This is a genomic window from Methylobacterium sp. BTF04, assembly GCF_010692745.1.
In the GTDB taxonomy this organism is placed as follows: Bacteria; Pseudomonadota; Alphaproteobacteria; order Rhizobiales; family Beijerinckiaceae; genus Methylobacterium.
In genome coordinates this window covers 1-616 of record NZ_JAAHTB010000242.1, presented here as the reverse complement: position 1 = coordinate 616, position 616 = coordinate 1, and the positions used below count along the sequence as shown (strand labels likewise).

Here is a 616-nt window from a genome sequence, read left to right as displayed (position 1 = left end):
TATTTTTCTATTTCAGGGAAAAGAGCATAGGTGCACAGTAGATTTCCGGCAGTCCCGTTTTCAAACTCAAAAATTGTTCCGCTTGCATCGTCGCCCGTATATAGTTTTTCTTCCGGAAAAAATCCCCTGACCCTGGTTGTATACACGGAGATTATTTCTCCGATAATGTATCGTAACAGGTCTATCAAATGAGTTGCCTGGTCGACAATCTGTCCGCCGGCATTCTCCTTACTTTTTATGCTGTCCACGAGCGGTATTGTCCAGAAATGTTCAGCGGCGGAGAAAATAACCTGTTCCGAAGACAGCAACTCTTTAAGTTTATCCACCGCAGGGCTGTACCTTCTCTGATATCCGACTGTATGGTAAATGCCCGTTCCTTTAATTTTTGCAGCTACCGTCTCAGCTTCTTCTTCGTTCATTGAAACAGGTTTTTCAACAAAAAACGGCAGGTTTTTATCTATGCAATAAAGAATATTTTGAGTATGTACGTTTGCCGGCGTACATATCCATACCGCGTCAAAATTTTCTTTGTCAATCATTTTCCTGAAGTCTGTATACGGTTTTGCAGAGGTTTCTTTTGCTGTTTTTTCCACTGCGGCCGGAACAATGTCGCATA

1 protein-coding gene is annotated in these 616 nt (G+C 42.2%); it reads right to left on the bottom strand.

The annotated features are described in order from the left end of the window. Nucleotides 1-616, bottom strand: a 616-nt coding sequence (locus G3T14_RS24545; RefSeq protein WP_163645056.1) for a Gfo/Idh/MocA family oxidoreductase, incomplete at both ends; no start/stop codon positions are given.